Genomic DNA, 24649 nt, shown 5'->3' with positions numbered 1-24649 from the left:
AGGACTCCTCACGATGACTGAGAACTACACTGCGCTCTACGAAGAGCACAAGAAGCTCGGCGCTTCCTTCACCGATTTCGGTGGCTGGCAGATGCCCCTGAAGTACTCCTCCGAACTGGCCGAGCACCACGCCGTCCGCCAGTCCGCAGGCCTGTTCGACCTTTCCCACATGGGCGAAGTCTGGGTCAGCGGCCCGGACGCGGCCGCTTTCCTGGACTACGCCTTGGTGGGCAAGATCTCCGCCATGTCGATCGGCAAGGCCAAGTACTCGCTGATCTGCCAGGAAGACGGCGGCATCATCGACGACCTCATCACCTACCGCCGTGGCGATTCCAAGTTCCTGGTGGTTCCAAACGCCGGCAACGCCAAGGTTGTTGCCGAGGCACTGGCGCAGCGGGCTGCCAACTTCGACGTCGTCGTCGAGGACGCCTCCGCAGCGACCTCGCTGATCGCCGTCCAGGGTCCCAAGGCGGAAGAAATCCTCCTGCGTTTGGTCCCGGCGGAACAGCACGCCCTGGTCACCGAGCTGAAGTACTACGCCGCCGTCGAGGTGCCCTTCACCTTTGCCGGGAGCATCACGGAACTGCTCCTCGCCCGCACCGGTTACACCGGTGAGGACGGCTTCGAAATCTTCGTGGACAACGATGCCGCCGCCGCCCGGTGGCAAGCAATCGCGGCAGTTGCCCAAGACGGCGAGCTGATCCCCGCCGGCCTGGCCTCGCGTGACTCCCTGCGTCTCGAAGCCGGCATGCCGCTCTACGGCAACGAGCTCTCCCGCGAAGGCAACCCCTTCTCGGCGGGCCTGGGCCCGGTCGTCTCGCTCGCCAAGGAAAGCGACTTCGTAGGCCGCGCCGCCCTCGAAGCCCTGAAGGCTGAGGGCGCCGGATCCACCAGCGGCCGCAAGCTGGTTGGCCTCAAGGGCCTGGGCCGCCGCGCCGGCCGCAGCCACTACCCGGTCCTCAAGGACGGCGTAGTGGTCGGCGAAGTCACCTCCGGCCAGCCCAGCCCCACCCTCGGCTACCCCGTGGCGTTGGCCTATGTCGACGTCGAACACGCCGAGCCAGGCACGGCCCTGGACGTAGACCTGCGCGGCAAGGCTGAACCGTTCGAGGTTGTCGCACTGCCGTTCTATAAGCGGGTTAAGTAGGCCGTGTCGCCTTAAGCCCGTCGGCTTCGGTGGGTGGCTGGGAGCCGCGGGACGGAAGAATCCTCCGCGTGCTCGGTCGCGAAGACGCCCGCTGGGCGGACGTGACGCTCCCGGTGGGTTGCGTGACCGTGGTTGCGTTTAGCCCGTCGGGTCCGACATCCTCTGCATGCTCGGTCGCGAAGACGCCCGCTGAGCGGACGTGTCGCTCCCTTAGACGCATGCTGCCGGATGCCGGCACCCGATGGGGCCCTGCATCTCACCTGCGGCTCAGCTCACCTCCGGTTTAGCTTATGGAGGATGAGCTACCTGCCGAGGGTGAGGCCCACGGGAACCACGGGCCCATAACTGAATCCCGAAGGGCCAGCGTTCTTTTCCGGAACGGTGAGCCCCGAAAACTGAACAAGCCTCTAGCGGTGGGGGAGCGGCATCCGGCAGCGTGCGTCAAAGCGACGAAGGAGCAGCACGCAGAGGATGGCGGCCCCCGCCGCGTAACCTGACCACAACTGTTTTCTTAGACCAACGCAAAGGAAAAAACATGGCAAAAGTTGCACCTGAACTCCAGTACTCCGACGAGCACGAGTGGGTTGCCCGCGAAGCCGGCAATCTTGTGTCTGTCGGTATCTCGGCCGTGGCCACCGATGCCCTCGGCGACATCGTGTATGTTGACTTGCCCGAGGTCGGTTCCGCTGTGACTGCGGGGGAGACCTGCGGCGAGGTGGAGTCCACCAAGTCCGTCTCTGACCTGTACTCCCCGGTGACGGGGGAGGTCACGGAAGTGAACTCCGCCGTCGTCGACGATCCTGCGCTGATCAACAACGATCCGTATGGTGCGGGCTGGCTCTTCAAGGTGTCCGCCGAGTCCGACGGTCCGCTGCTTTCCGCCGAGGAATACGCTTCCAAGAACGGTGGCGAGCTGTGAGCGCCGCGACCGGGGCCGCGGGCACCGAGAACATTGTGTTCGAGCAGGTCGTTTCGCCGTCCCTGGACGCGGTGTTGTCCGTGCTGGATCCGGAGATCGCGGCGAAGATCGACGATGAGCTGAACCGCCAGCGGTCGGGCCTGGAAATGATCGCCTCCGAGAACCACACCGCGGTGGCCGTGATGCAGGCGCAGGGCTCGGTGCTGACGAACAAGTATGCCGAGGGCTACCCGGGAAAGCGCTACTACGGTGGCTGCGAGCACGTGGACGTCATCGAGCAGCTCGCGATCGACCGGGTGAAGGCCCTCTTCGGTGCCGGGTACGCGAACGTGCAGCCGCACTCCGGCGCGCAGGCGAACGCCTCGGTGATGCACGCCCTGATCAAGCCGGGCGACACCATCATGGGCTTGAACCTGGCCCACGGCGGTCACCTGACCCACGGCATGCGGATCAACTTCTCCGGCCGCCTGTACAACGTCATCCCGTACCAGGTCCGTGAAGAGGACCACCGGATCGACATGGCCGAGGTGGAGCGCCTGGCGCTGGAGCACAAGCCGGCACTGATCGTGGCGGGCTGGTCCGCCTATGCGCGGCAGCTGGACTTCGCGGAGTTCCGGCGGATCGCGGACCTGGTGGGCGCGTACCTCATGGTGGACATGGCGCACTTCGCCGGCCTCGTGGCCGCGGGGCTGCACCCGTCCCCGGTCCCGCACGCGCACGTGACGACCTCGACGACGCACAAGACCCTCGCGGGTCCGCGCGGGGGGATCATCCTTTCCAACGATGCCGACATCGCCAAGAAGATCAACTCCGCGGTCTTCCCGGGCCAGCAGGGCGGCCCGTTGGAGCACGTGATCGCCGGCAAGGCCGTGGCCTTCAAGATCGCCGGCTCGGAAGAGTTCAAGGAACGCCAGGAGCGTGTGCTGGCCGGTGCCCGGATCCTGGCCGAACGCCTCGTCCAGGACGACGTCACGGCCAAGGGGATCTCCGTGATTTCCGGCGGCACCGACGTGCACCTGGTGCTCGTGGACCTGCGCCACTGCGAACTCGACGGCCAGCAGGCCGAAGACCGCCTCGCAGCGATCGAGATCACCGTGAACCGCAACGCGGTTCCCTTCGACCCGCGCCCGCCGATGGTCACCTCCGGCCTGCGGATCGGCACCCCGGCACTGGCCACCCGCGGTTTCGGTGAAGCGGCGTTCCGCGAGGTTGCGGACATCATCGCCGAGGCACTGATCGCCGACGCCGGCGCGGACCTCTCCGGCCTGCGTCACCGCGTGGAGGCACTCGCCGCCGCGCACCCGCTCTACCCCGGCGTCGCGAACCTCAGCTGAGGCTCTCTTTTGGGCCGTTGGGTCCGGCCAGCGTGTCGGAACCAACGGTCCGTCGGGGCCGGCATCCTCTGCGGGCTCGGGCGCGAAGACGCCCGCTGAGCGGACGTGACGCTCCCTTAGACGCCCGCTGCCGGATGTCGGTCCCAAAGGGGCCGCGCCGCTCACCTCACCCACCGTCCCCGTGCATATATCTAGTTAGGAACCGACATGGCTGTTGGCGTCTTCGATCTTTTCTCTATTGGGATTGGTCCTTCGAGTTCGCATACCGTGGGGCCGATGCGGGCTGCTGCGGTCTTTGCAGGTGAGCTGAAGGAGTCCGGTGCCCTGAAACGGGTGGCGTCCCTGCGCGTTGATCTGTACGGTTCCTTGGCTGCTACGGGCCGCGGGCACGGCACGATGACGGCGGTGCTGCTGGGCCTGGAGGGCTACCACCCCGAGGAGATCCTCCCCGAGGAAGTGGAGGAGCGGCTCGCCTCGATCGCCGAAACCGGCACACTGAACCTTTGCGGCGCCGTCGATCCCGAGTCGGGGGTGGCGCTGCCGTACGGGGAAGCGGACATGATCCTGCACCCCCTCACGGTCCTGCCCCGGCACACGAACGGGATGAAGTTCTCCGTGTCCGACGCCGATGGCGAGGTGCTGCACGAGGCCACCTTCTTCTCTGTGGGCGGCGGCTTCATCGTCCGCGAAGGCGAAGAGGACGCAGCCCAGAAGGAACTGGAGGAGTCCAAGAAGGAACTCCCGCTGCCCTTCCGCACCGCCGCCGAACTCATGGGCCGCTGTTCTTCCAAGGGGCTTGGCATTTCGGACATCATGTTCATCAACGAGCGCGCCTCCCGGACCGAAGAGGAAATCCGCGAAGGCCTGCTGCACATCTACTCCGTCATGGAGGCCTGTGTCGAAACGTCCCTCAAGCGCGAAGGCGTGCTGCCCGGCGGACTGAAGGTCCGCCGTCGGGCTCCCGACTGGCACGAGCGGCTCCTGAAGGAAACCAAAGACCAGGACCCTGACTACCGGGATCCGAAGTACTGGCAGGAATGGGTAAACCTCATCGCCCTGGCCGTGAACGAGGAAAACGCCTCGGGCGGCCGCGTGGTCACCGCGCCCACGAACGGCGCCGCCGGGATCATCCCCGCTGTGCTGTACTACGCCCTGCACTTCGCCCCCGGCATGGACAAGGCCACGCAACAGGACCGCGACGACGTCGTGGTGAAGTTCCTGCTCGCCGCGGGCGCCGTCGGGGTGCTCTACAAGGAGCAGGCCTCGATCTCCGGCGCTGAAGTGGGCTGCCAGGGCGAAGTGGGTTCAGCTTCTTCGATGGCCGCTGCCGGTCTGGCCGAAGTCATGGGCGGCTCGCCGGGACAGGTGGAGAACGCGGCGGAGATCGCGATGGAACACAACCTGGGCCTGACTTGCGACCCGATCGGCGGGCTCGTGCAGATCCCGTGCATCGAACGCAACGCGATCGCTGCGGCGAAGGCCATCAACGCTGCGAAGATGGCGCTCTGGGGCGACGGCACCCACCGCGTCTCCCTGGACGAGGTCATCGTGACCATGCGGGAAACCGGCAAGGACATGTCCTCCAAATACAAGGAAACTGCCATGGGCGGCCTCGCTGTCAACGTCGTGGAGTGCTGACGCCCGCGTCCTGAAGTTCCAGGCGGCGGGTACCGGACGGCCAGGCAGGGCCGAGCAATGCCGCGGATGCCATGGCAGCGAATACCGACCAAAAGCCGTTGCTACGGCCGGTGGAGAGCGGCGGAATGGGGCGGTAGACGATCATCGGGTCCTCCTGGTTCGGCTTTCGTTACAACCACTTTCCGCCTCCGGGATAGCTGTGGACTTTGGGGAACCTTTGCCGTGCCTGTGAGAAACCGAAGGGCGCTGGTTTGAAGTCGTCAGAGAACGATCAGGCGGTAGCTCTCCGTCAGGGCCGATAGACTTGGGGCTGAACGCCTGCGCCGCACACCGGCGCCTGCTGCCTCAAGTAAGCAACTGATTGGACACGGCCCCCTTGCGAGAATTTACGGCACGCTTTGCCACCGCCGAGGAAATCGAACACTGGGACAAACACGTCACGGCCAATCCCAACGGCGGCAACCTCCTCCAATCCGAGGCCTTCGCAGACGTGAAGCAACACTTCGGGTGGAAGCCTCTGCACCTCGTCTACGAGACCGGGGAATACAGCAGCTACAACCTGGTCTTGGAGAAGTCGTTTCCACTGCTCGGCAAGCTCTGGTACCTCATCAAGGGGCCAGACGTGGCCGGCGTCGAGGACATTCCCGGGATCATCAAGGCCAACCGGGAATTCGTGAAGCGGGACAAGCTCGGGGTTTTCGCGGTGAAAATCGAGCCGGACATCGTCCTCAGCGGCGAAGCCCGGGACGCGATCGAGGCCAGCGGGGCGGTCAAGACCCCCAACCTGCAGCCGAACGACTCCACAGCCCTGCTGGACATCTCTCCCGAGGAGAACCAGCTTCTGCGCAACCTGCATTCCCGCGGCCGGAACGCGGTTCGCCGGGCCATCCGCGAAGGGGTTGAAGTGCGGACCATGGAACCCACGGAAGAGAACTTCCGCGCCATGTATGCGCTGATGACCAACACGGTCGAGGCGAAGTCCCAAGTGCGGGTCCGCGAATTCGGGTACTATCGCCAGTTCTGGACCAACTTCATCGAACGTGGCCAGGGCAGGCTCTTGTTTGTCTTCGAAAACGGTGTCCCCTCGGTTGGAGCCTTCGTCATCAACTATGGCCGGAAGGGCACCTACAAGGACGGCGGATCGCTGCAGAAGCGCGCGCAGTACGGCGATTCCCATTTGGTCCAGTGGACCGCCATCAACCAGGTCAAGGAACTGGGTTGCACGGAGTACGATTTCTGTGGCACCCCGCCCGCTGACCGGCTCAAAGACACCTCGCACCCCTTCCATGGACTTGGCCTGTTCAAGACAAGCTTCAGCAAGACCGTCACCGACTTCGTCGGCTGCTACGACCAAGTCATCAGCCCGCTGAAGTACAAGCTCTGGACCGCAGCCGGGGAACGAATTGCGCGGCAGGTCTACACGCGCCGCACGGGCCAGCAGTTCTACTAGAATCGCAGCGCCGACCCGTCTGCTGCAGGTGCAAAACCCCGTATTTGGAGGAACCCCGCCCTTTGGAGGAACACCCGCGTGACTGACCGCCCCGACAACAGGCCCAACACGGACGGCTTGCCCAAGACGCAGCCGCTCAAGCCATCCCAGGTGCGCCAGAATGTCAATGCTAAACGCATGCTTCGCAGGCTCGTGCAGGGCGAGAATCCTCCCACCGCCCCCATGAGCATCGTCGATCGCCTGGCGGGCAGTCCCTACGCCAACCCCATCATCCACGTGGGCGGTGTTGATGCTTCGGCCCGCAAGACCATCGACTTCGCGCTGCACATGGCAGAATCCATGTTTCGTTACGGAGCCGGTGCCCTGGAAGTCGAGACCAGCATCATCGCGGTCACGGCGGCACTCGGGTTGAAGAACATCGAAGTGGACATCACCAACCAGTCCGTCGCGCTCAACTACGCGCCCAAGGACCAGACTCCCATCACACTGCTCCGGGTGGTTCGCTCCTGGACCAACAACTACGCAGGACTGGCCCAGGTGCACCAGCTCGTCACGGATATCGTGGCCGGCGGGGTGGGCAGGTCAGAAGCGGTGAGCCGGCTGGATGACATCATCCGCAGCAGCAAGCCCTTCCCGCGGTGGATGGTCACCATGGCGTTCGGCGTCTTCTCCGCCGTTTTCGTCGGAGTCCTGGGCGGGGGAGTTGGAGCGTCCGCTCTGGCTTTCGTCTCCAACATGCTTGTCAACCTCGTGGCCCGGCAATTGGGCAAGTGGCGCACGCCTGACTTCTTCGTGACAGCCGCTTGCTCCTTCCTGGTCACGTTCATCGCGCTGATGCTCCACTGGGCCGGGGCGGATATCCCGCCGTCCATCGTCGTGGCGGGCGGCATTCTTTTGCTCCTGCCAACGGGTCGGCTCGTCTCTTCGGTGCAAGACGCCATCAACGGATTCCCCGTGACTGCGGCCGGACGTTTCCTGTCCACCATCCTGACCTTCGGGGCGATCGTTGCGGGCATCGCCGTCGCGGTGGTTGTGGGTGACCTCATCGGCAGCGTCGCGATCGATGTCACGCAAACATTCCCCGAAGCGTATCCGTTGTGGGGACAGGCGGTCCTGATTGCCATCGGCGTAATTGCCATCGGCATCACCGAACAGACCCTGCTCAAACTTCTGCTCCCGACGGCGGCAGTGGGCTTGGTGGGTTACTTCGTCTTGTGGGGGGCTTCCAACCTCGGCTTCGGAGACCGGCTCTCGCCGGCGATTTCCGCCGTGGTCATTGGTCTGCTCGCCCGCATGGTGGCACTCAGGCTCGGTGCCCCGCAGCTGGTGGTGGCAGTCCCGGCAGCCCTCATCCTGCTCCCGGGTTTGAAGATATTCCGTTCCATGTATGTATTGACGGTGCAGGAAGCAGACGTCCTGCTGGGTTCGGGCGGGATGCTCAACGCGGGAGCGATCGTGCTGGGCGTGGCCGCAGGAATTGTGCTGGGCGACAACCTTGCCCGGCCGCTGACCAAAGGGCTTGCCAGCAACGAGCGACGACGCGTCCGCCGGCGGTAGCCCGCCGCGTCCGGAGGGCGACCCAGCCGAAACAGTCCCTAGATCTGCCCGATCGGGAGTTTCTTCTCCGCTTGGAAGTCGTCCTCTACGCGCCCCTGGGCCCAGTATCCGGAAAGGGATACTTGGGAACGCTCCAGCCCACGCTGCTTGAAGAAGATCTCCCGCAACCCCTTCATATAGCCTCGCTCACCATGCGCGAACACGTCCACGCGGCCGGGCAGCCACTCTGCGTCGCCCAAGGCATCGAGCAGGATCGAGCTTGATCCGGCCGGGACTCCGGAGCGAAGAAGCCAACGCAACTCCACGCCGTCGGGAGCCGCAATGGCAAGGATGTCGGCATCGCTATCGACTTCGAGGAAGGCAAGGCCTTTGGCGTCGGCCGGCAGAGATTCGATCGCGGCGGCAATCGCCGGGAGCGCGGCGTCGTCGCCCGCGAAAAGGTACCAGTCGGCGTCGGGCGCCGGGTTGTAGGCGCCGCCGGGACCCGTGAAAACAAGCGTGTCGCCGGGCTGGGCGGCCAGGGCCCACGGGCCTGCAAGGCCCTCGTCGCCATGGACCACAAAGTCGATTGCCAGCTCCTGCGCAGCTTGGTCCACCCAACGGACGGTGTAGGTGCGGGTGTAGGGCCACTGTTCGCGGGGCATTGTCTCCCGGATGGCCCAAAGATCCAGCGGCAGCTCATAGTCGACGCCGGGCTGCGGGAACACGATCTTTACATACCGGTCCACGAAGTCGTTGTTCGCATAACCGGCAAACCCCGGTCCACCTGCAATGATGCGCACCATATGGGGCGAAAGCTGTTCGGTGCGCAACACCGTCAGGTTCACTTGGGGGCGGGTATTGCGGGATGCAGACGACGTCGCGGGCAAAGATGTCATGTAGGCAAGCCTAAGCTAGGGCAGCGGTGGAAGCTCCCAGATGACGGGATCTGCGCCTTGCGCACGGAGCAGGGCATTGGCCCGGCTGAACGGGCGCGAACCGAAGAAACCGCGCGAGGCGGAGAGCGGACTGGGGTGCGCGGAGGAGATCACAGGGGCGCCTTCAAGCAGAGGCTGTACTGCTCCGGCGTCCTTGCCCCACAAGATCGCGACGAGCGGACTCTGCTTGCCCGCTACCGTGCGGCGGCCGGCGACGGCGGCGACCGCCGCCGTCGTGATGGCCTCCCAGCCTTTGCCCCGGTGCGAGCCGGCCGCACCGGCCGCGACGCTGAGCACCCTGTTCAGGAGGAGTACTCCTTGGCCCGTCCAAGCCGAAAGATCGCCGTGAACCCGTGGCGGGAGTCCGAGATCGGACTCCATCTCCCGGTAGATGTTCGAGAGGCTGCGGGGGATGGGCCGGGTTGGCCCGGAAACCGCGAAAGAGAGCCCGACGGCGTGTCCCGGCGTCGGGTAGGGGTCCTGGCCCAGGATGAGCACCTTGACGTCGGCAAGCGGCTGCCGGAAGGCGCGAAGGAGGTTGGACGCGGCAGGAAGCACGTGGGTTCCGCGTGTGGCCTCGGCCGCCACGAAGGTCAGCACCGAGCGCAACTCGTCCTCGACGCCAGAGAGCGCGTCGGCCCAGTCCGGCGCCATGAGGTCCGCCAAAGCCATTCCCGGGAGTGCCTCGAACTCGGCCGAGTGATCCTCGGATTCAAGCTCGAATAATGCTTCTTCGCCTGCCACCCAGTCATTGTCCCTGTCCTGAGGCTCCGGGGAAAGCGGCTCCGCAAGGCGGCGGGGCAAATGACACCCATGTTATTCGCCCGTTACCATGGGCGGGGGACATTTTTTAAGTCAATGCGTCGAAGGAGTGTGTCGTGGCAGAACCCGCACGGGAACCCATGGCGTCCGAAGCAACTGGATTGGTACTCGAAGACCTGTCCACCGGACTCCGCAGCGATTCGCCGCTCGGCGAGCGTGAACAGCAGATGCTCGCCCTGGAGAGGCAATGGTGGAAGTACGCCGGGGCCAAGGAACAGGCCGTCAGGGAACTCTTCGATCTCTCCGCGACCCACTACTACCAGCTCCTCAATGCCCTCATCGACACCGAGGAAGCGCTGGCGCACGATCCTATGCTGGTCAAGAGATTGCGTAGACTACGTATGTCACGTCAGAGGGCCCGCACAGCGCGTCGTCTCGGTTCTGACGCTTAGAGCACCCGCTGATCCCCCAGCAAGCAAGCAGCAAGGACAAGGCTTCACCATGACCAAATTTGCCCGGGATGAATTCGACCGTGTCCCGCAGAGCTCATCGCGCCAAGGTGTCCACAGACTCGTCGCGTCCGTTTCCCGGCCCGCCCTGTGGCCGGTGCTGCTGCTAGGCGGCATCGCGCTGGCCGTAGGCCTCGTTGCGTTCCTCATCCTTCCGAAGCTTGGATTCACCTCATCGACGACGCCGCAAGCCGTCGTCACCACCGATGCCCCCAAGCAAAGCGCCGCGGCGTCACCATCCGCAAGCGGCGCCGCGCAGGCGTCCAGCCAGCCAAGCCCGAGCGACACGCCTTCCAGCACCCCGACGCCGACCCCGAGCACGGCGCCCTTGGACAAGACGGCGGCAGTCGCGGTCTACAACGGCACCACCACTGGTGGCCTGGCGGCCCGCGTGGCAGGCCTCGTTCAAGGCGGAGGCTGGCCGTTGTCCACCGTCGCAAACTGGGGCGGCATGCCCCAGCAGACGTCGTCGGTCTTCTACAAGGGTGCAGCCCAGAAGGGCAATGCCGAAGCCCTCGGTAAATTGCTGGGCATTTCCAACCTTGTGGACAGTGCCGAATTCCAGCAGCCCGTGGTTGTCATCCTCGGCCCCGGTTACAAGTAGCAACTCGGTTACGCCTCAATAACATTGCGGCCACCCGCACCCGAGGTTGCGCTACGGCAACGTGACTGTGGTTACAGTAGTTGTGAGCTGGCCCGGAGATCCCGGAAGCCGGCCACTGCTAGTTGAAAGTGTGGGGATCATGGCTTTGGGAACCGTCAAATGGTTCAATGCCGAAAAGGGCTACGGATTCATCACTGTCGATGAGTCCGGTGACGACATCTTTGTGCATTGGTCCGCCATCCAGATGGATGGATTCCGTGCGCTCGAAGAAGGACAACGGGTCGACTTCGAACTGGGCGAGGGCCAGAAGGGCCCGCAGGCAGAAAGCGTGCGGCTTATCTAGTGGGTGTTGCGGCAACAGGGCTGTCCTGGCCCCTTGGAGGGCGCCGGTCCCGGGCAATTCCTCTTCTCGCAGGTTTTGCAGCCTTGGCCCTCGGATTGGCCGGATGTTCCGCCCCCGTGGCTAACGCCAGGCTCAGTTCGGTTACCCCGAGTGGCGACGGCATCCTGCGCATCGGCGTGATTCTGGACAATACCGGCAGTTCCGCATTCCTCAACGAGTCCGAGTTGGCAGCAGCCAAGTTGGCCGTCAAGCAAATCAATGATGCAGGCGGATACAAGGGCCATCCCGTCGAGTTGCTTCCGGCATCGGCGGCCAGCGAAAGCAGCAGCGCTAGCCAGGCAGCCAGCGCGGCGGCTTTCACTGCCGATACCGCGGCGCAAGCCAAGGCGTTGCTATCAGCCCACGCCGACGTCGTTGTGGGGCCGACGGATTCCAGCCATGCGCCCGCCGCCATCGATGTTCTGTCTCCTGCCCGGATTCCACTTATCTCACCGGCCAACACGGCGTCAGGACTCAGCAGCTACAAGAACGGCGGCTTCTACTTCCGCACTACGGCCGCCGATGCCGCACAGGGCAGCGTCCTGGCGAAGCTTGCCCACGACGCCGGCGCCAAGAGGATTTCCGTCCTGCATGAAGCCGGGGACTACGGAACACGTGTCTCCGGAGCGGTCATGGACGCTGCCCGCAGCCTCGGAATGGACGCCGTGTCCAACGCGGAATTCGCGGCCGGCAAAGCAGCTCCCGCCGCGGCGGGCATCAAGTCCGGCACACCGGACGCCGTCGTCGTGGTTGCCCGTGACGGTGCCCAAGGCGCCCTGGCCGAGCTCCTGAACGCGGGGCTGAGCGGCAAGAGCCTGATTTTGAGCGACGGTGCCATCCGCCAATACGGAACCGCACTCGGTGCCGGTGGCCTCAACGGCGCGCGGGGGATTCTTCCAGGTGTCTTCCCGAGCGCGGCGTTCCAAGCCGATCTGACTGGCATCGACCCCAAACTCAAGGACACGACGTACGCCGCCGAGACGTACGACGCCGTTACCCTCGCGGCGCTTGCGGCCGCAGCGGCGGGCGACGACGCCGGCGGCTCGATCGCGGCCTGGCTCACCACAGTGTCCGGCGGGACGCGTCCGACGTCGGGCGATGCGGCAACGAAAGAACGCACGTCTTGTACGTCATACAAGGACTGCGTCGAGCTGCTGAAGGAGGGCAAGCTCCCGGATTACGACGGCGAGTCCGGCACCATCGGGTTCGACGCCAACGGCGACGTCACCTCGTCGAATTACATGGTCTTCACCTACGGGGCAGACAACACTGCGCGGGTGAGCGGCAAGGAGACGGCCTCACGGACTCCGTGACGGCTTGTGCCCGTAGCGAATTCCCTTGGCGTGGCGAGTAGTTTCCAGCTCTTGCTGCTTGCACTCTCCTCGGGTGAGTGCTAATTATTGATTAGCACTCTCAAGCACTGACTGCTAATTCTTCCCGGCTCCGGCCGTATGGAAACAGTGGCGGTGCCTGAGAGAACAAAGAAAACCTTGCTGGGGTGAGGTCCGGAGCACGCGGCATACAGAGGCCGAATGTGAAGGATCGTCCGTCGCGGGCACCGCAGTGAAGGCACCTTCTTAACGACTGTCCCGAAAGGACTACCGCCGTTATGGCCAAGATCATTGCATTTGATGAAGAGGCACGCCGCGGTCTCGAGCGGGGTCTGAACATCCTCGCCGACGCCGTCAAGGTCACCCTCGGCCCGCGTGGACGCAACGTCGTCCTCGAAAAGAAGTGGGGCGCCCCCACGATCACCAACGATGGTGTTTCCATCGCCAAGGAGATCGAGCTGGACGACCCGTTCGAGAAGATCGGCGCCGAGCTGGTCAAGGAAGTTGCCAAGAAGACGGATGACGTCGCTGGCGACGGCACCACCACCGCCACCGTCCTGGCCCAGGCACTGGTCAAGGAAGGCCTGCGCAACGTAGCTGCCGGCGCCGACCCGCTGTCCCTCAAGCGCGGCATCGAAAAGGCTGTTGAAGCCGTTATCCGCGAGCTGCTTGCTTCCGCAAAGGAAATCGAGACCAAGGAAGAGATCGCGGCCACGGCTTCCATCTCTGCCGGCGACACCGAAATCGGTAACCTCATTGCTGAAGCCCTGGACAAGGTCGGCAAGGAAGGCGTCATCACGGTCGAGGAGTCCAACACCTTCGGTCTTGAGCTGGAACTCACCGAAGGCATGCGCTTCGACAAGGGCTACATCTCCGCTTACTTCGTCACCGACGCAGAGCGCCAGGAAACCATCCTTGAAGACCCGTACATCCTGATCGTCAACTCCAAGATCTCCAACGTGAAGGAACTCGTTGCGGTCCTGGAGAAGGTCATGCAGTCGAACAAGCCGCTGCTGATCATCGCTGAGGACATCGAGGGCGAGGCCCTGGCCACCCTGATCGTCAACAAGATCCGTGGCACCTTCAAGTCCGTTGCCGTCAAGGCTCCGGGCTTCGGTGACCGCCGCAAGGCACAGCTCGCCGACATCGCTATCCTCACCGGTGGCCAGGTCATCTCCTCGGAGGTCGGCCTCAGCCTCGAGAACGCAACCCTCGAACTGCTCGGCAACGCCCGCAAGGTTGTTGTCACCAAGGACGAGACCACCATCGTCGAAGGTGCCGGCGACGCCGACGCCATCGCCGGTCGTGTTGCACAGATCCGTGCCGAGATCGAGAACTCCGATTCCGACTACGACCGCGAGAAGCTGCAGGAGCGCCTGGCCAAGCTGGCCGGCGGCGTTGCAGTCATCAAGGCCGGTGCCGCAACCGAGGTAGAGCTCAAGGAGCGCAAGCACCGCATTGAGGACGCAGTCCGCAACGCGAAGGCTGCCGTTGAAGAAGGCATCGTCGCCGGTGGTGGCGTTGCCCTCATCCAGGCCGGTGCCAAGGCATTCGCCAACCTGCAGCTCGAAGGCGACGAAGCAACGGGCGCCAACATCGTCCGCGTTGCCATCGACGCTCCGCTCAAGCAGATCGCTTACAACGCTGGCCTCGAGCCGGGCGTTGTCATCGACAAGGTCCGCGGCCTGCCGTCGGGCCACGGCCTGAACGCTGCAACCGGCGTTTACGAGGACCTGCTGGCCGCCGGCGTCAACGACCCCGTAAAGGTCACCCGCTCGGCTCTCCAGAACGCTGCGTCCATCGCTGGTCTGTTCCTGACCACCGAGGCCGTTGTTGCCGACAAGCCGGAGAAGAACGCTCCGTCTATGGGTGGCGGCGACGACATGGGCGGCATGGGCGGCTTCTAAGCCCCCGCGCCGGCTCACCAGCCTCACGCACGACGACGGTCCCCGCTTCAGGTGGGGGCCGTCGTCGCCGTTTAACGACGCCCGCTCACTTGTGTGGGGTTTTGGCCCGATGCTCGCTCACTTGTGTGGGGTTTTGGCCCGACGCTCGCTCACTGCCTCGCGGTCCGGGAGTGTCGGGGCGGTCTGGCAGGATGGAAACCATGACGATTATTGCTGCCGCCGATGGTTCTGCCCTCGGCAATCCCGGGCCTGCCGGCTGGGCCTGGTACGTGAACGACTCTTGCTGGAGGGCCGGCGGTTGGCCGCACGGAACCAACAACCAGGGCGAGCTCATGGCGGTGCTTGACCTCTTCCGGTCCACGGCACACGTGCCCGATGAAGAGCTGAAGATTCTCTGCGACAGCCAGTACGTCATCAACTGCATCACCAAGTGGATGCCGGGATGGAAGCGCAAGGGCTGGCGCAAAGCCGACGGAAAGCCCGTCTTGAACGTCGATCTCCTCAAGGACATCGACCAGGCCATTGTCGGCCGCAAGTACACGTTCGAGTGGGTCAAGGGCCACGCCGGCCACGACCTCAACGAGGCCGCCGACGATCGCGCCCGCGCTGTAGCCACGGCGTTCCAGCAAGGAACAGCTGCTCCCGGCGGACCTGGTTATCCGGGGGCTGATGAGGCTGCGCGGTCCTTTGCCCGCACGCCAGCAGCGCGCACGCCGTCAGCCCGCACAGTGCCTGTGGAGGCGCCCTCGCTTTTCGACGGCCACGACGACGCCGATAACCCGGATGAAGACCTCACGTTGTTCGGCGGTCAGGACCTTTTGGGCGGGTCATCCTTGCCTAACGCGCCGGCGGCGTTCACGGAACAGGAGCCGTTCATCGAGTCCACTTTGTTCGCCGGAGACGACGAAGAAACGGTCCTTGGCCAGGCGGGCGGGCGCTCAGACGAAGAAACCGTGATTCTCCTTGAGAAGGAGCTCCTGAGGCCCGACGTCAGGGGAGACCTTGGGCGTACGGGGATCCTGCTCCACCCGGACTTCACCGAGATTGGCAGCTCCGGACGTGTGTGGTCCCGCGACGAGCTCATGATGGCGTTGGAGGGCGATCCAGGCGAAACCGCGGAGGTTGAGGTAATTTCCGCAGAGCGCATCTCCGGCAACGCCATGCTGCTCAATTACAGAAGTTATGGGCGAGCCGGCTCGGCATTGCGGAGCTCGATCTGGTTGCTCGACGACGGCCGCTGGCGGTTGCGCTTCCACCAGTCGACGCCGGAGAAGTAACGGGGCAGAAGCAGACGGACCCCGGTGGGAAGGCAGATTTGCCGCCCGCCGGGATCTCCTGGCCGTTCCTAGTAGCTGAACCGCTGGGTGTTGCCTTGCTCGGTCTGGAGGTAGCTTGCAGCGGCGGAGGACAGTGCCAGGTTGATGGATGCGAGTGAGGCCTCCACCTTGTTCTGGGTCAACGTCCACTCGGAGACGAGTGCCTGGAAATTGTTGGCCGCTGACCCCTTCCAGGTGGCTTGGAGCTCGTCCAGGCCACGTTTCATCGCCTGGACGTCGGCGCTGATGCGATCCACGGTGGCTTTGACGTTGGCGGACTTGAGCTGGAGCAGTTCGGTATCGACGGATATGACGCTCATAGGGCGTTGCCTTTCAACTAAAGGGGTCCGCGGGTGCGGCTGGCTTGTGGTCCACACAATGAGCCTAGAAGCCGTCACATGGCGCAAGCAGAGCCGAATCTTCCTATGTGGACAACTCGCCAAATCAAGCCGCCCAGCATAGAAAACTGCTAGTCGGAGATCTCCGCGTCGGCGATACCCGCATCTTCCGGTACCTCGGACATGTCGTCCTGGAAGGGGAGGCTGACAACCAGGGTGGCCCCGCCGCCGTCGGTCTCTTCGACCCTGACGGTACCGCCGTGGGAACCCACAATTGCAGCGACAATCGCGAGACCGAGCCCGCTGCCGCCTGTCTCCCGCGTGCGTGAAGTGTCCGCCCTGTAGAAGCGCTCGAAGATCCGGGGCAGTTCCTCGGCCGGAATGCCGCTGCCGTGGTCCCGCACCTCGAGAACGGAAAACGGACCGCCGGGAGTGTCCCGCACCCCCACGGCGACCTCGATCGGCGTTCCTTCGGGGGTGTATCGCAGGGCATTGCCCACCAGGTTTCCGAGCACCTGACGAAGCTTGGCCTCGTCACCCTGGACCGGGGCAGGCGCTGCCGCTCCGCCGTCGAGCCCTGTGAGCGAAATCTTCCGCTCGCCGGACGTCGCGAATGAGTCCACGACGGCGTCGTTCGCCAGCAGGTGCAGGTCCACCGGCTTGAGCTGCAATGGCCGTTGTTCGTCCAGGCGGGCAAGCAGGAGCAGGTCTTCCACCATGGATCCCATGCGCTTGGCTTCGCTCTCGATCCTTCCCATGGCGGTGCCCACATCTTCCGGCGTGGCAAGGGCGCCGTGGCGGTAGAGCTCGGAGAAACCGCGAATAGTGACCAAGGGGGTCCGCAGTTCGTGGGAGGCATCGGCGGCGAATCGCCGCATTCTCGCCTCGGAAGCCGCCCGGGCCGCGAAGGACGACTCGATGTGGGCGAGCATCGCGTTGAGGGAAGCACCCAAGCGACCGACTTCGGTGACCGGGTTTTCGACCTCCACGCGGCGTGAGAGATCACCGGCGGCGATAGCAGCTGCAGTCTTTTCAACGCGTGAGAGGGGACGGAAGGAGCGTGCAACAGTCCAGGTGGCGATGAAGAATGCGAGCACCAGGGTCAACAGTCCGACGCCGACTACTACGAGCGTGGCGTGTTCCATGACTTTGTCCACGGGGGACAGGGGCAGCCCGACGATCACTACTGCGTTTTGCCCGGTCCGGTTGTCCACGACGTTGACCGCCACCACACGCCAATCGCCGCCGGCGGTGCCGTTCACCTGGAAGGGTGCGTAATTGCGGTTCTTGGCTTCACCCGGGCTGATGGTGGCGATGCTCGGCCGATCCGTCTTGCTGCCGCCGAACGGATACGGCGGCTGGCCCTGGACGTAGAGCGTCAACGAATAGTCCGTGGGCACTGCAGGGCCCGCCTCAGACAGATTGGCGAAAGATTGCTGTTGCTGGGCGATCTGGACGGCAGCCTTGAGCTTGTCATCCACTTGCCCTTGGAGGTAGCTCTTGACGAGCGTCAGCGTCCCGGCGCCCGTGGCGGCCAAGGCAAGGAGCAGCAGCCCCATGATGATGGCGACCAGCTGCGACCTGAGGGAGGCCGACTTCCAACGGTTGAACAAGGTCAGCGCTTCTCGGCCGTCCGCAGTACGTAACCGACGCCGCGCTTGGTCTGGATCAAGGCAGTGGCATCCGGGTCAATGTCCACTTTGCGCCTGAGATAGGAGATGTAGGATTCCACGATCGAGGCGTCGCCGTTGAAGTCGTATTCCCAGACATGGTCCAGGATCTGCGCCTTGGAAAGCACCCGGTTGGGGTTCAGCATGAGGTAGCGCAGCAGCTTGAACTCGGTGGGCGAGAGCTCGATGATGGTGCCGCCGCGGCGGACCTCGTGCGCGTCGTCGTCGAGCTCAAGGTCATCAACGCGGATGACGGCGTCGTCGTCTTCCATCGGCTGCGTGCGGCGAAGCACGGCGCGGATCCGGGCCACCACTTCATCCAGGCTGAAGGGCTTGGTGACGTAGTCGTCGCCGCCCACCGTCAGGCCGGTGACCTTGTCTTCCGTGTCGTCCTTGGCCGTCAGGAACAGGACAGGGAAGTGCTTTCCGGCGGCACGGAGCCGGCGGGTGACAGTGAACCCGTCCATATCGGGGAGCATGACGTCCAGGACAGCGAGGTCCGGGGCGTGAAGATCGGCGGCAGCGAGCGCTTCGCGGCCGTTCGACGCCGCAACGACCTCGAAGCCAGCAAAACGCAGCGAGGTGGAGAGCAGCTCACGGATGTTGGGTTCGTCGTCGACGACGAGGAGCTTGGCTTCGGGGCCGTTCTTTTTCATACCATTCATGATGCTCCCAGTTTCTGGGAGTTGACTGGATACTTGTTGTGAGAATTATCGGGGTGTCGTGGTTGCGGGCCCGGGCTAACTACCGAGAGCGAGCCCGACGCCGAGTCCCACCATGGTGACGGCAATCCCTCCGTCGAGGATCCGCCAGGACGCCGGCCGCGCGAAAAATCCGCGCAGCAGTTTCGCCCCGAACCCGAGTGAACAGAACCAGAGAATACTGCCCAGCATGGCTCCGGCGCCGAACCACCACTGCAGCCCGGGCCCTTGCGCGTTCGCCACGGATCCCAGGAGCAAGACGGTGTCCAGGTAGACATGGGGGTTGAGCCAGGTCAGTGCCATGACAGTTGCCAGCGCGGCAGCCAGTCCGCTTCGACCGGCACCCGAAGGCCCGGGCTCAGCGGACACGAGCGCTTGCGGCTTGAGGATCCGCCGTGCCGCCATCACGCCGTACGTCACCAGGAATGCCGCGCCGACATAGCGGAGAACGACGACGGCGGCAGGCGCCGCGCTGAGAAGGGCGCCTGTGCCGAGTACCCCGGCCGCGATGAGCACCGCGTCCGAGATCGCGCACACTGCAACGATTGCCCCGACATGTTCGCCGCGGATTCCTTGCCGGAGGACGAAAGCATTTTGGGCGCCAATGGCAACAATGAGGGCCAGGCCTGTGCCGAGGCCCAAGCCGGCAGCGTGGAAGACGTCGTGGGAGTTCATTCTTCGAGGCTAAGTTTCGCCCTGAACATTAGTCCAGCTAAATATTCTTAGGCATCGTAAGATCATCTTATGGCCAGATTCTCTTCCGAACAGCTGCACACCTTCGCCGCCGTGCTCGCGGAAGGTACGCTCGACGCCGCTGCCCGATCACTGAACATCACGCCGTCGGCCGTCTCCCAGCGCCTCAAGGCGCTTGAACAAGCATCCGGCAGGGTCTTGCTGCAGCGCAGCAATCCGGTCCAGGCCACCGAGTCGGGACATGTGGTGCTCAGGCTGGCGCGGCAGCTCGCCCAGTTGGAGGCCGACGCCGAGCTCGAACTGGGCCTGCCCGGCGAATCGCCGATGGTCTCGGTTCCGATCGTGGTCAACGCGGATTCCTTGTCCGTCTGGTTCCTGAAGGCCCTCACAAAGGTCCCGGCGGAGCTGAACGCCGTCTTCGATCTTCACCGGGACGACGAGCAGTATTCCACGTCCATGCTGCGCGCCGGAACGGTGATGGCCGCCGTGACAGCGACTCCCGAGCCGGTACAGGGCTGCCGCGTGGAACCGCTGGGAAGCATGCGATACCGTGCCGTCACTACGCCCGAATTCAGGGCGCGGTGGCTTCCCGACGGGGTCGATGTCGCCGCGCTGGGTGCAGCTCCGGCCGTGGACTTCGACCGCAAGGACGAGTACCAACATCGTTTCCTGGAACTCCTTGGCGGGGCTGGGCGTGGGATGGAGCCGGCAGGACCGCGCCACTATGTTCCGTCCAGCCAGGAGTTTGCCGAGGCCATTCGCTTGGGGCTTGGGTGGGGATTGCTGCCTGAACCTCAATGCGGCCGGGAGATAGCCGATGGAGACTTGGTGGAACTCGCGCCCGGGCAGCCCTTGGACGTGCCCTTGTACTGGCAACGGTGGCGGACACCGTCGCGGATCCTGGACGCCGTGACTGAGGCGGTCCGGAGCACCGCCGCGGAAGTGCTGCGCAGGGCCTGACGATGCTGTGCAGGGCCTGACAAGCTGGCCAAAAGCCAACACGCCGCGGGCACAGTCCTAAATTGTCGGAGCCCCGTTTCACACTTGAGCCATGGAAAACAAACAAGATTCACGCGTTGACATTCAAAACGTCGAATTCCATGTCAGCTACCTGGACACGCACTCTGGACGCATCGAGCTCGAGGCGTTCAACGACCGCTCCGCCGCTGAACGCTTTGCCGATGCGCAGCTCAAAGACGAGGACTCCTGGGCTGTGGTCGACGCCGTCGTGCTGCAAGCAGCGGGGCACCAGGAGCGCACGCAACAGCTGGTTGCCTAGCCCTTAAGTTGACTAGCCCTTAAGTTGACCAGCCCTACGCGGCGGGTACGTCCTTGGCGTCCATGATCCGGTAGGCGTAGCCCTGTTCGGCGAGGAACCGTTGCCGTTTGGCGGCGAAGTCCTGGTCGAGGGTGTCCCTGGCCACCAAGGAATAGAAGCGTGCCGCACGGCCGTCCTGCTTGGGGCGAAGCAAGCGCCCCAAGCGTTGAGCCTCTTCCTGGCGGGAACCGAAAGATCCCGATACCTGGATTGCCACCGATGCCTCGGGCAGGTCGATCGAGAAGTTGGCCACTTTGGACACCACCAGGGTCTTGATGTCACCGGCGCGGAAGGCATCGAACAGCTTCTGCCGCACCTTGACTGTTGTATCGCCCTTGATCACGGGAGCGTCCAAACGCTCGCCGATCTCATCCAACTGGTCGATGTATTGGCCGATCACCAGCAGCGGCTCGCCCTGGTGCAAGGCGACGAGCTGCTCCACCAAGGTGGTCTTGGTCTCCGACGTCGCGCAGAGCCGGTACTTGTCCGCATCCTCAGCCATCGCGTAGGCCACGCGCTCGTCCCGGGGCAGGTCCACCCGGACCTCCACGCAGTCCGCCGGCGCAATGTAGCCCTGCGCTTCGATATCTTTCCACGGTGCGTCGTAGCGCTTGGGGCCGATCAAACTGAAGACCTCACCCTCACGACCATCCTCACGCACAAGTGTCGCAGTGAGTCCCAGACGACGCCGCGCCTGCAGGTCCGCCGTCATCCGGAAGATCGGAGCCGGCAGGAGATGGACCTCGTCGTAGATGATGAGTCCCCAGTCGTGCCCGTCCACGAGTTCCAAGTGCGGGTAAAGGCCTCCGCGTTTCGTGGTCAGGACCTGGTAGGTGGCGATCGTGACCGGCCGGACTTCCTTGACCGCGCCCGAATACTCGCCGATCTCCTCCTCCGTCAGCGACGTCCGCTTGAGGAGCTCGTCCTTCCATTGCCGGGCCGCGACAGTGTTGGTGACCAGGATCAGCGTGGTGGTGCAGCTTGTAGCCATGGCTGCGGCCCCCACCAAGGTCTTGCCCGCACCGCAAGGCAGCACGACGACGCCGCTGCCGCCTGCCCAGAAGTTCTCCGTGGCAAGCTTCTGGTATGGCCGCAGGTGCCAACCGTCCTCGTTCAAAGCGATCAGGTGCGGAGTGCCGTCCACGTAGCCTGCGAGGTCCTCGGCCGGCCATCCGAGCTTGAGCAGCAATTGCTTGAGCTGTCCCCGCTGGGAGGAGTGCACCACCACGGTTTCGCCGTCGATCCTCGGCCCCAGCAAAGGTGCGATTTTCTTGGCCCGGATGACTTCCTCGAGTACGGGGTAGTCGGTGGTACGCATGACCAAGCCGTGCTGCGGGTCCTTTTCGAGGCGCAAGCGGCCGTAGCGGGACATCGTCTCTTCGATGTCGATCAGCAAGGAGTGCGGCACCGGGAAACGGGAGTAGCGCAGGAGCGTGTCGAGGACTTTTTCGGCGTCCAGTCCTGCGGCGCGCGCATTCCAGAGGCCAAGAGGGGTGAGCCGGTAGCTGTGGACGTGTTCGGGGGCACGCTCCAGCTCGGCGAATGCCGCAATCGCATGCCGTGCCTCGGTAGCGAGCTCGTGGTCGACTTCCAGCAGGATGGTTTTGTCGCTCTGTACGATCAGCGGACCGTCGCTCACTATTGCTTCCTCACTTGTGCGGATCGCCCGCGGGCTCCACATCGATGATGCGGTGGATGGACAAGACTCTTTCGGTATCCCTGGCGGCGTCGAACACCCTGACGCGTCCTCCCGACACTGATACCGGAACGACGGTTTCGGTATTGGAATTCCCCAAGCCGTCCACCACGTTCATGGTGACCGCTTGCTTCAGCCGGATGGCCCTCTGCAGGGTCTCGAGTCCCAGTTGCGTTGCCGCCTCGCCGGTCGATTCGCCATGGACCGCGCGATGGTGCCTGAGCACCGCGAGCTGGGCGTCGACGTCGTCGTCCGGCGGTGCAATGCGGGGCGCAGTGTATACGGGGCGAACGCCCCCGGCCACGGCCGTCGTCCTCTTGTAGCGCACGACGGCGGTCTCCGCCTCCTGCACGGCAGGCGAGAGTCCCAGCTCGCGCAGCACCCTCGCGGTCTCCCGGGGGCTCGCGGCGGAGGTCAGTACTGTGGGGGCGATCCGGACAAGTCCCAGGCTCGCGGCTCCCGGCTCCCGAACGAGCTCGGCGATGGCGGCCTCGTCGTCGCTTTGGATGAAACTGGGGCTGCTGGCGACACGCAGCCGGCCGTGCCTGGAGGCGATGTCCTTGATCAAGTAGCGGAGCGGTTGGGGAACATCGGTGGCGGAGTGGGTGCGCAGGAACGCGAGGATGGTTTCCGCGTCCTGGCCGGCGTCCAACGCGCGGCGGATCGAATCTCCGGAGAAGCGGAAGATCGTGGCCGGGCCCTGGCCTTCGGCGTCGGCGATCAAGAGCAGTTTTTCGCTCAGTTCAGGTGCCAGGTATCCCGGGGCGACGGCGGTCAGGTCGGCTTGGAGCAGGACATGATTGACGGCCGCGGGCAGGTGTTCGCCGAGGATACTGAGGGCCAGCTCGGGCTGTTCGGTGGCGATCGCCGAACCAAGCTGGGTCAGGGCGCCAGAGCCCATGAGCCCGAGGAGTTCGGCTTCGTGCAGGATTCCGCGGACAAGGGAGCTGAACCGTCGAGACATCCGGGGCTGGGCCCATTCCGCGCGTTCCATGACGGCTTCGGCGTTGAGCACAGGAGCCTTGCCGTCCGCTGCTTCTACTTCGAGGGTGAGCTCTTCGAGGATCTCCAGGATCCGTTTGCGGACCAGCGGGGCGTCAGGGCGTTGGGCCTCGGCGGACAGGGCGTTGATGGAACTTGCCGGAGAACCGGATCGGGGTGCCGTGGTGGCAGGCCCGGGGAGGGTTTGTCCCACGAGGGAAGGAGCGCGCTCGCTCGCGAGCCAGGCGTTGACCAGCCAGAGCCACTGTTCCTGGCGGGGGAGCGTGAGCCATTCCACCGATGGCGGTTGCACCCAGGTGGAACTGTCCACATCGAGCCGCAACAATCCTGACAAGGCACTGAGCTCGAGGATCAGGGCGGTCTCGGACAACCCCATGCGAAGGCTATCGGCCAGGCGTTTGAGTTCACGCACGCCGACCCCTCCGCTGCGCAGGGTAACCACCGGCTGCTCGCGGACCGCGTACAGGAGTTCGCCCACCAAACGGAGTACTTCGGCGATGGCACCCATGGCGGCATTCCGGCGCAGGGCAGCACTCGTCTGGCCCAGCTCCGGTACGGGAGGCTTCAACGTGAAGTGGTCTACGATCGCGCCACCGCGCAGGGACAGTCCGACGCTGTGCGGGAGCTCAACGTGGCCGGCGTCCAAGGGGACAAGTAATCCGCGGGCCAAGAGCCAGTCCACGGGACCGACGTCGCGGCCTTCATGGAGCACGGAAGCCTTGCGCTGGGCCTGGGGAACGGCGCCCATGGCCCAGTTGCCGAACTTGTTCAAAAGGGGACGCGTCCGCACAGGTCCCTCGGACAGGATGTGCTGAAGGTTCTCCGGCGTCGATGTCCAACGTTGCAGCGCCAGCGCCGCGTCCATGGGCGTCGTGGCGGCCAGGATGTTGGCGCCGCTTTGGTGGAGTTCGGCAACGAGATGCACCACGCGCTGGGCGAAGGCCGGTTGCAGCCGCACCAACTCGGTGTAGCTACGGCCCAAACCCGCCGGGTAGATGCCGATGACGTCCTTGAGGCTGCCCACCGGCAAGTAGAAACGCTGCCGGCCTGGATTGTGCACCGTGGCCGGGGGATCGGCCCGGTGGATGAGGGCCAGTTCCTGGAGTTTGTTCAGGATCGGCTCGAGCGCGGCAAGGGTGGCGCCGTTGATGCACTTCTTCAGCCCCGCCGCCGAGACGCTGTGGCCGGTGTCGGTGTTGGTGCACAGGTGGAGCGTCTCGAGTACTTGCATCTCCGGTTTGTTGAGCCGTTCCAGGGCGCGCTGCACGCTGACCCGGGCACTTGCCCGCGCCGCGAGTGCAGCGAAGTCCGGGACCACGGGGGAGATGAGGTCCGGCCGCGCGGCAAACAGGGCCCGCAGCGAATCATCGCTGCGCGCTTCCAGTTCCTTGCTGAGCGCGCGAATAAGGGACATCAATTCAACGTTACAGCCAGCCGGGTCCGCCGTCGGGCTTTCCG

Annotated in this window: 23 protein-coding genes; 14 read left to right on the top strand and 9 right to left on the bottom strand. The window is 64.5% G+C overall.

Features of this window, described 5'->3' with window-relative positions; all coding sequences use genetic code 11:
* Nucleotides 1–13: 13 nt before the first annotated feature.
* The 4 genes from gcvT to ACSVHC_RS06460 all read left to right on the top strand — a co-directional run bounded on the left by gcvT (nucleotide 14) and on the right by ACSVHC_RS06460 (nucleotide 5038).
* Nucleotides 14–1147, top strand: a complete 1134-nt coding sequence (gcvT, locus tag ACSVHC_RS06475) for a glycine cleavage system aminomethyltransferase GcvT (RefSeq protein WP_439180669.1) — start codon at nucleotides 14–16, stop codon at nucleotides 1145–1147.
* Between the two features lie 535 nt (nucleotides 1148–1682).
* Nucleotides 1683–2066: a glycine cleavage system protein GcvH gene (gene gcvH, locus ACSVHC_RS06470; RefSeq protein WP_437771858.1), complete on the top strand. Its 384-nt coding sequence runs from the start codon at nucleotides 1683–1685 to the stop codon at nucleotides 2064–2066.
* Entirely contained in the window at nucleotides 2063–3400 is a 1338-nt protein-coding gene (gene glyA / locus ACSVHC_RS06465; protein WP_437771857.1) for a serine hydroxymethyltransferase, read from the top strand. Before gcvH ends, glyA begins: the two co-directional genes overlap by 4 nt.
* 207 nt (nucleotides 3401–3607) lie before the next feature.
* Nucleotides 3608–5038 carry an L-serine ammonia-lyase gene (locus tag ACSVHC_RS06460; protein ID WP_437772560.1) on the top strand — a complete coding sequence of 477 codons (1431 nt, stop codon included), beginning with the start codon at nucleotides 3608–3610 and terminating at the stop codon, nucleotides 5036–5038.
* On the opposite strand, the gene ACSVHC_RS06455 is transcribed toward ACSVHC_RS06460, so the two are convergent.
* The gene (locus tag ACSVHC_RS06455) at nucleotides 5019–5183 is read right to left on the bottom strand and encodes a hypothetical protein (protein WP_437772561.1); all 165 of its coding nucleotides are present in this window, start codon (nucleotides 5181–5183) and stop codon (nucleotides 5019–5021) included. The genes ACSVHC_RS06460 and ACSVHC_RS06455 overlap by 20 nt on opposite strands.
* A 231-nt stretch (nucleotides 5184–5414) precedes the next feature.
* Between ACSVHC_RS06455 and ACSVHC_RS06450 the strand changes: the two genes are divergently transcribed.
* Together ACSVHC_RS06450 and ACSVHC_RS06445 are read left to right on the top strand one after the other, a co-directional pair.
* The gene (locus ACSVHC_RS06450; protein WP_437772562.1) at nucleotides 5415–6488 is read left to right on the top strand and encodes a lipid II:glycine glycyltransferase FemX; all 1074 of its coding nucleotides are present in this window, start codon (nucleotides 5415–5417) and stop codon (nucleotides 6486–6488) included.
* A 78-nt stretch (nucleotides 6489–6566) separates the two neighbouring features.
* A complete protein-coding gene (locus tag ACSVHC_RS06445) occupies nucleotides 6567–8045 on the top strand; it encodes a threonine/serine exporter family protein (protein ID WP_437772563.1) in 1479 nt (492 codons plus the stop codon).
* Between the two features lie 38 nt (nucleotides 8046–8083).
* Here ACSVHC_RS06445 and ACSVHC_RS06440 read toward each other — a convergent pair whose 3' ends face one another.
* Both ACSVHC_RS06440 and ACSVHC_RS06435 read right to left on the bottom strand, forming a co-directional pair.
* Nucleotides 8084–8923: a siderophore-interacting protein gene (locus ACSVHC_RS06440; protein ID WP_437772564.1), complete on the bottom strand. Its 840-nt coding sequence runs from the start codon at nucleotides 8921–8923 to the stop codon at nucleotides 8084–8086.
* Nucleotides 8924–8938: 15 nt separating this feature from the next.
* A complete protein-coding gene (locus tag ACSVHC_RS06435; RefSeq protein ID WP_437772565.1) occupies nucleotides 8939–9706 on the bottom strand; it encodes a uracil-DNA glycosylase in 768 nt (255 codons plus the stop codon).
* A 134-nt stretch (nucleotides 9707–9840) separates the two neighbouring features.
* Here ACSVHC_RS06435 and ACSVHC_RS06430 point away from each other — a divergent pair, with 134 nt between their 5' ends.
* The 6 genes from ACSVHC_RS06430 to ACSVHC_RS06405 all read left to right on the top strand — a co-directional run bounded on the left by ACSVHC_RS06430 (nucleotide 9841) and on the right by ACSVHC_RS06405 (nucleotide 15734).
* Nucleotides 9841–10176: a DUF3263 domain-containing protein gene (locus ACSVHC_RS06430; protein ID WP_028266152.1), complete on the top strand. Its 336-nt coding sequence runs from the start codon at nucleotides 9841–9843 to the stop codon at nucleotides 10174–10176.
* A gap of 49 nt (nucleotides 10177–10225) precedes the next feature.
* The gene (locus ACSVHC_RS06425; protein ID WP_437772566.1) at nucleotides 10226–10837 is read left to right on the top strand and encodes a LytR C-terminal domain-containing protein; all 612 of its coding nucleotides are present in this window, start codon (nucleotides 10226–10228) and stop codon (nucleotides 10835–10837) included.
* Between the two features lie 139 nt (nucleotides 10838–10976).
* Nucleotides 10977–11180: a cold-shock protein gene (locus ACSVHC_RS06420; protein ID WP_059388209.1), complete on the top strand. Its 204-nt coding sequence runs from the start codon at nucleotides 10977–10979 to the stop codon at nucleotides 11178–11180.
* A 116-nt stretch (nucleotides 11181–11296) separates the two neighbouring features.
* On the top strand, nucleotides 11297–12532 hold the full coding sequence (locus ACSVHC_RS06415; RefSeq protein ID WP_437772567.1) for an ABC transporter substrate-binding protein: 1236 nt from the start codon (nucleotides 11297–11299) through the stop codon (nucleotides 12530–12532).
* Nucleotides 12533–12828: 296 nt separating this feature from the next.
* Entirely contained in the window at nucleotides 12829–14457 is a 1629-nt protein-coding gene (gene groL / locus ACSVHC_RS06410; RefSeq protein ID WP_269998773.1) for a chaperonin GroEL, read from the top strand.
* 200 nt (nucleotides 14458–14657) lie between these two features.
* Nucleotides 14658–15734 (top strand): RNase H family protein, encoded by a 1077-nt coding sequence (locus ACSVHC_RS06405; protein ID WP_437772568.1) that lies wholly within the window; start codon nucleotides 14658–14660, stop codon nucleotides 15732–15734.
* A gap of 68 nt (nucleotides 15735–15802) precedes the next feature.
* Here ACSVHC_RS06405 and ACSVHC_RS06400 read toward each other — a convergent pair whose 3' ends face one another.
* The 4 genes from ACSVHC_RS06400 to ACSVHC_RS06385 all read right to left on the bottom strand — a co-directional run bounded on the left by ACSVHC_RS06400 (nucleotide 15803) and on the right by ACSVHC_RS06385 (nucleotide 19157).
* Complete coding sequence (locus ACSVHC_RS06400) at nucleotides 15803–16093, bottom strand: WXG100 family type VII secretion target (RefSeq protein WP_059388207.1); 291 nt, start codon at nucleotides 16091–16093, stop codon at nucleotides 15803–15805.
* 149 nt (nucleotides 16094–16242) lie between these two features.
* Nucleotides 16243–17724 (bottom strand): sensor histidine kinase, encoded by a 1482-nt coding sequence (locus ACSVHC_RS06395; RefSeq protein WP_437772569.1) that lies wholly within the window; start codon nucleotides 17722–17724, stop codon nucleotides 16243–16245.
* A gap of 2 nt (nucleotides 17725–17726) precedes the next feature.
* On the bottom strand, nucleotides 17727–18437 hold the full coding sequence (locus ACSVHC_RS06390; RefSeq protein ID WP_059388206.1) for a response regulator transcription factor: 711 nt from the start codon (nucleotides 18435–18437) through the stop codon (nucleotides 17727–17729).
* Nucleotides 18438–18521: 84 nt separating this feature from the next.
* The gene (locus ACSVHC_RS06385; RefSeq protein ID WP_437772570.1) at nucleotides 18522–19157 is read right to left on the bottom strand and encodes a LysE/ArgO family amino acid transporter; all 636 of its coding nucleotides are present in this window, start codon (nucleotides 19155–19157) and stop codon (nucleotides 18522–18524) included.
* A 69-nt stretch (nucleotides 19158–19226) separates the two neighbouring features.
* On the opposite strand from ACSVHC_RS06385, the gene ACSVHC_RS06380 reads away from it, so the two are divergent.
* Both ACSVHC_RS06380 and ACSVHC_RS06375 read left to right on the top strand, forming a co-directional pair.
* Nucleotides 19227–20135 carry a LysR family transcriptional regulator ArgP gene (locus tag ACSVHC_RS06380; RefSeq protein ID WP_437772571.1) on the top strand — a complete coding sequence of 303 codons (909 nt, stop codon included), beginning with the start codon at nucleotides 19227–19229 and terminating at the stop codon, nucleotides 20133–20135.
* 91 nt (nucleotides 20136–20226) lie between these two features.
* A complete protein-coding gene (locus ACSVHC_RS06375) occupies nucleotides 20227–20454 on the top strand; it encodes a hypothetical protein (RefSeq protein ID WP_437772572.1) in 228 nt (75 codons plus the stop codon).
* A gap of 34 nt (nucleotides 20455–20488) precedes the next feature.
* On the opposite strand, the gene ACSVHC_RS06370 is transcribed toward ACSVHC_RS06375, so the two are convergent.
* Complete coding sequence (locus tag ACSVHC_RS06370) at nucleotides 20489–22132, bottom strand: DNA repair helicase XPB (protein WP_437772573.1); 1644 nt, start codon at nucleotides 22130–22132, stop codon at nucleotides 20489–20491.
* Nucleotides 22133–22142: 10 nt separating this feature from the next.
* Complete coding sequence (locus ACSVHC_RS06365) at nucleotides 22143–24605, bottom strand: helicase-associated domain-containing protein (protein WP_439180668.1); 2463 nt, start codon at nucleotides 24603–24605, stop codon at nucleotides 22143–22145.
* Between the last annotated feature and the right edge of the window lie 44 nt (nucleotides 24606–24649).

Source organism: Arthrobacter sp. KNU-44, assembly GCF_051843155.1.
GTDB lineage: Bacteria > Actinomycetota > Actinomycetes > Actinomycetales > Micrococcaceae > Arthrobacter.
Note: the sequence above shows the minus strand (reverse complement) of the source record. Positions and strands in the feature narration are given on the sequence as shown.

Excerpts from the sequence above, each read along its gene's own strand:
- gcvT (WP_439180669.1), top strand. The coding sequence starts at position 14 with ATGACTGAGAACTACACTGCGCTCTACGAAGAGCACAAGAAGCTCGGC.
- gcvH (WP_437771858.1), top strand. The coding sequence starts at position 1,683 with ATGGCAAAAGTTGCACCTGAACTCCAGTACTCCGACGAGCACGAGTGG.
- ACSVHC_RS06460 (WP_437772560.1), top strand. The coding sequence starts at position 3,608 with ATGGCTGTTGGCGTCTTCGATCTTTTCTCTATTGGGATTGGTCCTTCG.
- ACSVHC_RS06455 (WP_437772561.1), bottom strand. The coding sequence starts at position 5,183 with ATGATCGTCTACCGCCCCATTCCGCCGCTCTCCACCGGCCGTAGCAAC.
- ACSVHC_RS06440 (WP_437772564.1), bottom strand. The coding sequence starts at position 8,923 with ATGACATCTTTGCCCGCGACGTCGTCTGCATCCCGCAATACCCGCCCC.
- ACSVHC_RS06425 (WP_437772566.1), top strand. The coding sequence starts at position 10,226 with ATGACCAAATTTGCCCGGGATGAATTCGACCGTGTCCCGCAGAGCTCA.
- ACSVHC_RS06420 (WP_059388209.1), top strand. The coding sequence starts at position 10,977 with ATGGCTTTGGGAACCGTCAAATGGTTCAATGCCGAAAAGGGCTACGGA.
- groL (WP_269998773.1), top strand. The coding sequence starts at position 12,829 with ATGGCCAAGATCATTGCATTTGATGAAGAGGCACGCCGCGGTCTCGAG.
- ACSVHC_RS06405 (WP_437772568.1), top strand. The coding sequence starts at position 14,658 with ATGACGATTATTGCTGCCGCCGATGGTTCTGCCCTCGGCAATCCCGGG.
- ACSVHC_RS06400 (WP_059388207.1), bottom strand. The coding sequence starts at position 16,093 with ATGAGCGTCATATCCGTCGATACCGAACTGCTCCAGCTCAAGTCCGCC.
- ACSVHC_RS06390 (WP_059388206.1), bottom strand. The coding sequence starts at position 18,437 with ATGAAAAAGAACGGCCCCGAAGCCAAGCTCCTCGTCGTCGACGACGAA.
- ACSVHC_RS06385 (WP_437772570.1), bottom strand. The coding sequence starts at position 19,157 with ATGAACTCCCACGACGTCTTCCACGCTGCCGGCTTGGGCCTCGGCACA.
- ACSVHC_RS06380 (WP_437772571.1), top strand. The coding sequence starts at position 19,227 with ATGGCCAGATTCTCTTCCGAACAGCTGCACACCTTCGCCGCCGTGCTC.
- ACSVHC_RS06375 (WP_437772572.1), top strand. The coding sequence starts at position 20,227 with ATGGAAAACAAACAAGATTCACGCGTTGACATTCAAAACGTCGAATTC.
- ACSVHC_RS06365 (WP_439180668.1), bottom strand. The coding sequence starts at position 24,605 with ATGTCCCTTATTCGCGCGCTCAGCAAGGAACTGGAAGCGCGCAGCGAT.